Genomic DNA, 5813 nt, shown 5'->3' on the forward strand with positions numbered 1-5813 from the left:
TCTGCGTCCAGAGCGTCGTGGCCGGCCCGAACGGCAACCTCTGGGTGCTCGATCCGGCGGCCCCCGCCATGGCGGCCCTGGTGCCCGGTGGCCCGAAGCTCGTCGAGATCGACCTGACGACCAATCAGCCCGCGCGCACCATCGCCTTCGACGAGAGCGTCGCGCCTCAGGGCTCCTACCTCAACGACGTGCGCTTCTCGCCCGACGGCAAGACCGCTTATCTCACCGATTCCGGGGCCAAGGGTGCCCTGGTGGTGGTCGACCTCGACAGCGGCCGGGCCCACCGGGTGCTCGACGGCGACCCCTCGACGCAACCGGACAAGAGCGTGACCGTGACCTATGACGGCAAGCCCCTGCGGCGCCCGGACGGGCGCGGCGTCGAGTTCGCCGCCGATGGCATCGCCCTCTCGCCCGATGGCAAGACGCTGTACTGGCAGGCGATCAAGGGCAAGACGCTCTACAGCCTGCCCACCGAGACCCTGGCGGGCGGCATCACCACGGCGCTGATGCCGACGACGCTGGCCGACAAGAGCGTGGCGGGCCGCATCGAGACCGTGGGCGAGAACGGCCCGGCCGACGGCCTCATCATCTCGCGCAAGGACGGCCGGATGTACGTCACCTCGCCGCAGGACGACTCGATCAAGGTCCGCGACCTGTCGAACAAGGGCGGTGCCCTCAGGACCGTGGTGCAGGACAAGCGCCTGCGCTGGCCCGACACCTTCGCGGAGGGGCCCGACGGGACGCTCTACGTCACCACCTCGCACATCCAGGATTCGGCCTTCTACAAGCCCGACGCGCCGGCGGCCCTGCCGACCGAGCTGTGGAGCTTCAAGCCGGGAACGGCGGACGCCATGGGCTCGACCGCGCCGCCCCCCGCTGCCCGCTGAGCCACGACGCGCCGCACCCGCGATGGGGCGGCGCGCTGCCACCTCCGAGGCCCATCGAGGAATGATGCCGACGATACGACGACGCGCGCTGCTCGGCGGCGCAGGAGCGGCGCTCGCCCTGAGAGCGTGGCCGGCCGCAGCGGCCCCGATCGTCCGGGTCGACGATCCGCGCCTGCGCGACGTGCTCGACCCCGGCGCGCCGCTGCGCACGCTCTACGCGGGCGGGCGCTGGTGCGAGGGCCTGTGCTACGCGGGCCACCTCGGGGGCCTGATCGTCAGCGACGTCCGGGCCAACCGGATGATCCGGATCGCCGACGACGGCAGCACGCACGTGTTCCGCGACCCCTCGAACAACGCCAACGGCAACACCCTCGACGGCGAGGGCCGCCTCGTCACCTGCGAGCATCGCGGGCGCCGGGTGGTGCGGCGCGAGCCGGACGGGCGCCTCACGGTGCTGGCCGACGCTTTCGGAGGCCAACCGCTGAATTCGCCCAACGACGCCGCCCTGGCACCGGACGGGGCGATCTGGTTCACCGATCCGGTGTTCGGCATCACCATGCCGGACGAGGGCCTGATGGCGAAGCCCGCGCAAGCGGCCCGGCGGGTCTACCGCATCGATCCGGCCGGCCGGGTCGAGGCCATGACCGACGCCGTCGGCCAGCCCAACGGCATCGCCTTCAGCCCGGACGGGACCCGCCTCTACGTCAGCGACACCGGCGCCGCCCTGAAGAATCCCGAGGGCGCCCGCACGATCCTGGCCTTCCCGGTGGTCGAGGGCCGCAGGCTCGGCGCGCCGAAACCCTTCGCCACCGTGGAGGCCGGCGTACCCGACGGCCTCGCGGTGGATGCCGACGGCCGGGTCTACGTCGCCTGCTTCGACGGCGTGCGGATCTACGCGCCCGACGGCACGGCCCTCGGGCGCATCGCCACCGCCACGGACGCCGCCAACGTCGCCTTCGGCGGACCGGACGGCCGGACCCTCTTCATCGGCGCGGGCGCTCGCGTCCTCGCCATCGACCTCAAGGTGCGCGGCCCCGCACGGGGCTGAGCCACCGTTCCTTTGCCCCTACTCACCGGATCGCGCCATGACGCTCGCTCGCCGTGACCTTCTCGCCGCCGGCCTCACCGGTGCGGCGGCCCTCTCCCTGCCCGGCGAGGCCGCCGCCGCGCCGCCTCCCGAAGTCGTCACCCGCCGGGCGGCGGGCGGGCTCGAACTCGCCTTCACGGCGAACGCGCCCTCGACACCCACCGGCCTCGCCATCTCGGCCGGCGGACGGCGCTTCGTGATGATGCCGCGCTTCGATGCCAAGGTGCCCTTCACCCTCGGCGAGGTGCTGACGGACGGCGCGGTCCGGCCCTACCCGGACATGGCGACGAACCAGCCCGATCCGGAGCAGCCGCAGGCGCGCCTGTTCCACGTGCCCAACGGCGTCTTCGACCGCGACGACACCCTGTGGTGCCTGGATGCCGGCCTGCCGGACGGCTCCGGCCCGCCGGTGAAGGGCGGCGCCAAGCTGGTGCAGATCGACCTCGCCGACAACCGCATCCGCCGGGTGGTGCCGCTGGAGGCCGGCATCACCTCGACTTCGTCGCTCAACGACCTGCGGGTGGACATCCGCGGCGGCTATGCCCGTGCCTACATCACCGACCAGGGCCAGGACGGGGAGGGCGCCATCCTGGCGGTCGACCTCGCCAGCGGCCGGGTGGTGCGCCGCCTCGCGGGCCACGCCAGCACCAAGTCGCAGAAGGGCCTCCTGAAGATCGTCGAGGACCGCGCGGTGGTGCAGCGCAAGGGGGAGGGGCCGCCGCGCCCGGTCCAGGGCGGCGCAAACGGCATCGCACTCAGCCCCGATGGCCGGCGCCTCTACTACGCCCCTCTGATCGGGCGCCGCCTGTACGCGGTGGAGACCGCCGCGCTCCTCGATCCCGAGACCAGCGACGCGGGCGTGGCGGCCGGCGTTACGGATCTCGGCGAGAAGGGCATGACCGGCGGCCTGACCACCGATTCGAAGGACCGGGTCTACCTCGCCATGCAGGAATTCAACGCGGTGGGCCGGCGCGACCCCGACGGCACCGTGGAGATCATCGCCTCCGACCCGCGCCTGATCTGGGCCGACACCTTCTGGATCACCCCAGACCGCTGGCTCCACATCTCGTCCGCCCAGGTGAACCGGCGCCCGGAATACAACGGCGGCGAGGACCTGCAGAAACCGCCCTACGCCGTCCTGCGCATGCGGATCGACGCCGATCCGGCCTGAGGCGCGCGGATCGTCCGGCCGGAGGAACGGCCGGGCATCGCCCCGGCCATGCGCCCCGTGGTTGCAATACAACTTTAAGCGTCGGCTCGTATCACCTTTGCGTGTAAACCGCATCGGGACGAGGGCATGCCGCAGCGACGGACGACGATCGACGCCATCCGTGGCCTCTGCCTGATCAACATCTTCGTCAATCACATCGAGGAGGGGGCCTTCGCGGCGGTCTCGCCGTCCCGGCTGGGCTTCTCCGACAGCGCCGACATCTTCGTCCTGCTCAGCGGCATCTCCATCGCCCTCGCGGGGAGTCGGGCGTCGCGGCGCCGGGTCCCGGACATCATCGCCCATCTCTGGCGGCGGGCGGTCCGGATCTACGCCTTCGACCTCGTCATCATCCTGTCGACGCTCGGCATCCTGGCGGCCATCCTCGCCTTGCGCGGCGTCGCGGGCGTGCATGCGGACGAACTAGGCCTGCTGCGGGACCACGGCTTTCCGAGCGTGCTCGGCCACGCGCTGACCCTGCGCCAGACGGTTGGTTACTCCGCCGTCCTGCGCCTCTACGTCGCCCTGATGCTGGTCTCGCCCCTCCTCCTGCGTCTCGCCGGATGGCGGTTCTGGGCGCCGCTGCCGCCGGCGCTGCTCGTCTGGCTCGCGGCCGGCCAGTTCGATCTGGTGGTGAGCAACAGCCTCACGGGCGTGCCCATCGCCCTGACGATCCTGCCCTGGATGCTCGTCTTCTCCATCGGGATCGCGATCGGCCAGGGCATGGTGGACGGCGTCACCCTGCCGCGCAACCGGTGGCTGACGGGGGTCGCGCTGGCCTACCTCGCCAGCTATCTCGTCCTCACCGTGGTGGTGGTCCGCCTCTGGCCGCCGGCAGCGGACTGGGCCGCGACGCGCAACGACGCGTTCTGGCTCGGCGCGAGCAAGACCTATCAGTCGCCCCTGCGGCTGCTGCACCTCCTCGCCCTGGCCTACGTGGTGATGGCGCTGCCGCGGGCTCCGCTGATCCGCCTGTTGCACCAGGTACCGCGAGACCACCTGCTGAGCCGCCTCGGCCGGAGTTCCCTGCCGGTCTTCACCGCCGGTGCGATCGGGGCCGTGGTGACCAGCGAGGCACTCGATCTCGCGTCCATTCCCCTCGACGACGCCTGGCTGCCGATGCTGATTCTCGAGGCGGGTATGATCGTCCTGTTCGTCGGCATCGCCCTGCGGATCGCCGGTCCCGCCAGCCGGCCGATGCGCGGTCCGGCGACTCCCGACCGGAGCGCGACGGCGGGCCAGGACGGGCTGGCAGGCGCGGCGCACGGCCCACGCTCGACGACCGCCTGAACCCCTATTCCGACCAGCGCAGGGCCGCAGCGGCGGCCAGCGTCCCGATCACGCCCGCGATCAGGCTCAAGGCGCACAGGATGGCCAAGGGTGTCGTGAACGGGACGGTACCGCCCAGCGCCGCCTCGCTGGCCGAGACGCCGAAGATCAGCGTCGGGATCATCAGTGGCAGCACCACGACCGCCAGGATGAGCCCGCCACGGCGGATGGAGGCGGTGAGCGCCGCGCCCACCGCGCCCACGAAGGTCAGGGCCGGGGTGCCGACCAGCAGGGTGAGGGCGGTCGCCGCCATCGCCCGGCCGTCGAGGGCGACGAGGAGCCCGAACAGGGGCGAGGCCAGCGCCAGCGGCAGGCCGGTGGTGAGCCAGTGGGCCAGCACCTTGGCGAGCACGACTCCCTCCAGGGGGGCGGGCGAACCGGACATCAGGTCGAGGGAGCCGTCCTCCTCGTCGGCCTGGAACAGGCGGTCGAGGCCGATCAGGGTCGAGAGCACGGCGGCGAGCCACAGGATCGCGGGACCGATCCGCGACAGCAGGTTGAGGTCGGGGCCGAGGGCGAAGGGCACCAGGGCGACGATCATCAGGAAGAACACGAGGGAGAGCGCCCCCGAGCCGCCGACGCGGGCGGCGAGCGCGAGGTCGCGGGCGACGAGGGCCCTCAGGGCGCGCATCACCACCAGACCTCGTCGGCCGCGACCGCCGGCCGAGCCGCCTTTGCGTCGGGCGCCTCGATCCGCAGTTCCCGCGCGTCGGCGAGGCCGAGGGCCTGGTGCGTCGCCGCGATGACGAGGCCGCCCTCCGCCCGGTGGCGGGCCATCATCCCGGCCAGGACATCCTGCGAGGCCGCATCGAGGGCCGCCGTCGGTTCGTCGAGGAGCCAGAGCGGGCGCCGGCAGACGAGGAGGCGGGCCAGCGCCACCCGCCGCCGCTGACCGGCGGAAAGGTAGGCAACGGGGAGCCGCAGGGCGTGGCCGAGGCCGAGTGCGTCCAGGGCCGCGCGGGGGCTCGCCGTCGGCGCGCCGAGGAGGTCGCGGGCGAAGGCGAGATTCTCCTCGGCCGTCAGCGGACTCTTCAGCCCGTCGCGATGGCCGACCACGTGCAGGCACTCGGACAGGGTCGCCTCGCCGATCCCGCTCGCCGTGACCGTCCCGGACTCCGGCTTGAGCCGGCCCGCCAGCACCGCCAGCAACGTCGACTTGCCGGCGCCGTTGCGGCCCGTCACCATCAGCGCCTCGCCCGGCCCGAGGGCGAAGGACAGGTTCGAGAAGATGCGGCGGCCGGAGCGGCGGACGGCGAGGTCTTCAGCGGTCAGCCGCACGGGGGGTCCTGAATCATGAGCCTCG

Annotated in this window: 6 protein-coding genes; 4 read left to right on the forward strand and 2 right to left on the reverse strand. The window is 72.6% G+C overall.

All coding sequences use genetic code 11. The features are described from left to right. The 4 genes from K2X24_RS22475 to opgC all read left to right on the forward strand — a co-directional run. Positions 1–887, forward strand: an 887-nt coding sequence (locus K2X24_RS22475; protein WP_292501291.1) for an L-dopachrome tautomerase-related protein, incomplete at its 5' end; no start/stop codon positions are given. Positions 888–948: 61 nt separating this feature from the next. Then, positions 949–1935, forward strand: coding sequence for an SMP-30/gluconolactonase/LRE family protein (locus tag K2X24_RS22480; RefSeq protein ID WP_292501292.1), 987 nt, complete (start codon positions 949–951; stop codon positions 1933–1935). Between the two features lie 37 nt (positions 1936–1972). Further along, positions 1973–3145, forward strand: a complete 1173-nt coding sequence (locus K2X24_RS22485; protein WP_292501294.1) for an L-dopachrome tautomerase-related protein — start codon at positions 1973–1975, stop codon at positions 3143–3145. Between the two features lie 126 nt (positions 3146–3271). Next, positions 3272–4471, forward strand: a complete 1200-nt coding sequence (opgC, locus tag K2X24_RS22490; protein ID WP_292501296.1) for an OpgC domain-containing protein — start codon at positions 3272–3274, stop codon at positions 4469–4471. 4 nt (positions 4472–4475) lie between these two features. Here the strand turns inward: opgC and ccmB are convergent, their stop codons facing one another. Together ccmB and ccmA are read right to left on the reverse strand one after the other, a co-directional pair. Next, the gene (gene ccmB, locus K2X24_RS22495) at positions 4476–5141 is read right to left on the reverse strand and encodes a heme exporter protein CcmB (protein WP_292501298.1); all 666 of its coding nucleotides are present in this window, start codon (positions 5139–5141) and stop codon (positions 4476–4478) included. Then, complete coding sequence (gene ccmA, locus K2X24_RS22500) at positions 5141–5788, reverse strand: heme ABC exporter ATP-binding protein CcmA (RefSeq protein ID WP_292501300.1); 648 nt, start codon at positions 5786–5788, stop codon at positions 5141–5143. The genes ccmB and ccmA overlap by 1 nt, the downstream gene beginning before the upstream one ends. Positions 5789–5813 lie beyond the last annotated feature (25 nt).

Origin of the sequence: Methylobacterium sp. (assembly GCF_019750675.1) — a bacterium.
In the GTDB taxonomy this organism is placed as follows: Bacteria; Pseudomonadota; Alphaproteobacteria; order Rhizobiales; family Beijerinckiaceae; genus Methylobacterium.

Coding starts and splice junctions, on each gene's coding strand:
- K2X24_RS22480 (WP_292501292.1), top strand. CDS start 949: ATGATGCCGACGATACGACGACGCGCGCTGCTCGGCGGCGCAGGAGCG.
- K2X24_RS22485 (WP_292501294.1), top strand. CDS start 1,973: ATGACGCTCGCTCGCCGTGACCTTCTCGCCGCCGGCCTCACCGGTGCG.
- opgC (WP_292501296.1), top strand. CDS start 3,272: ATGCCGCAGCGACGGACGACGATCGACGCCATCCGTGGCCTCTGCCTG.
- ccmB (WP_292501298.1), bottom strand. CDS start 5,141: ATGCGCGCCCTGAGGGCCCTCGTCGCCCGCGACCTCGCGCTCGCCGCC.